Origin of the sequence: Synechococcus sp. H55.2, from assembly GCF_047462495.1 — a bacterium.
Taxonomy (GTDB): Bacteria; Cyanobacteriota; Cyanobacteriia; order Thermostichales; family Thermostichaceae; genus Thermostichus.
On sequence record NZ_JANSJH010000230.1, the window covers coordinates 1 to 671 of the forward strand.

The following is a 671-nucleotide window of genomic DNA, read 5'->3' on the forward strand; positions in this document are numbered from 1 at the left end:
TGGCAACACAAGGTTACCTCAGAGATTGCCCGTCGTTATGACATCGGGGTAACTGAAAAGCTCAACGTCAAGGGCATGACCCGTAAAGCAAAGGGTAAAGGGAAGAAGCGCAAGGCCGGACTAAACAAGTCTATTTTGTCGGTAGGTTTTGCAACCCTCAACCGGCTGCTGACCTACAAAATTGAGCAGAAAGGTGGTCTGGTCTTGTTTCTTCCCACGCAAACCCTTAAGCCGTCTCAGCGCTGTCCAAAGTGTGATGCGATTCACAAGGAGTGGGCAGACCTGAGTAATCGCTACCATGTCTGCCCTGCTTGTGGTTTTGCGATAGAGAGGGACAGGGGGACGGTGATGATACTGTACAACGTTGCCACTAATCAGCAACCGGGGTTGGGAACCCGCCTCGTGAGTCTTGGATGCTTCAGCTCTACTTCACAGACCCGGTACACGGGATCCATGAAGCAACTGGGGCAGAGGAAGAGACAAAAATCTCGCCGTAAAGCGGATGGGGAAACCCCACCCGCCTGCGCGGTGGGGTAGTTCATCTATCACGAAGTTCTTTCCTTTTCGTGCTCAAGTCGGGGCTGACAAGAGTAGTTACGATGTTCTCATCCAGGGAAGCCGCGGAGTTGTCTCGATGGGCCAGGAGATTGCCTCCTTCAGCTTTGGCGCAG

The 671-nt window shown here is 53.1% G+C and carries 1 protein-coding gene; it reads left to right on the forward strand.

Annotation, left to right across the window (positions count from 1 at the left end; genetic code table 11):
* Positions 1–537, forward strand: a 537-nt coding sequence (locus NW844_RS13075; RefSeq protein ID WP_414336268.1) for a zinc ribbon domain-containing protein, incomplete at its 5' end; no start/stop codon positions are given.
* Positions 538–671: the final 134 nt, after the last annotated feature.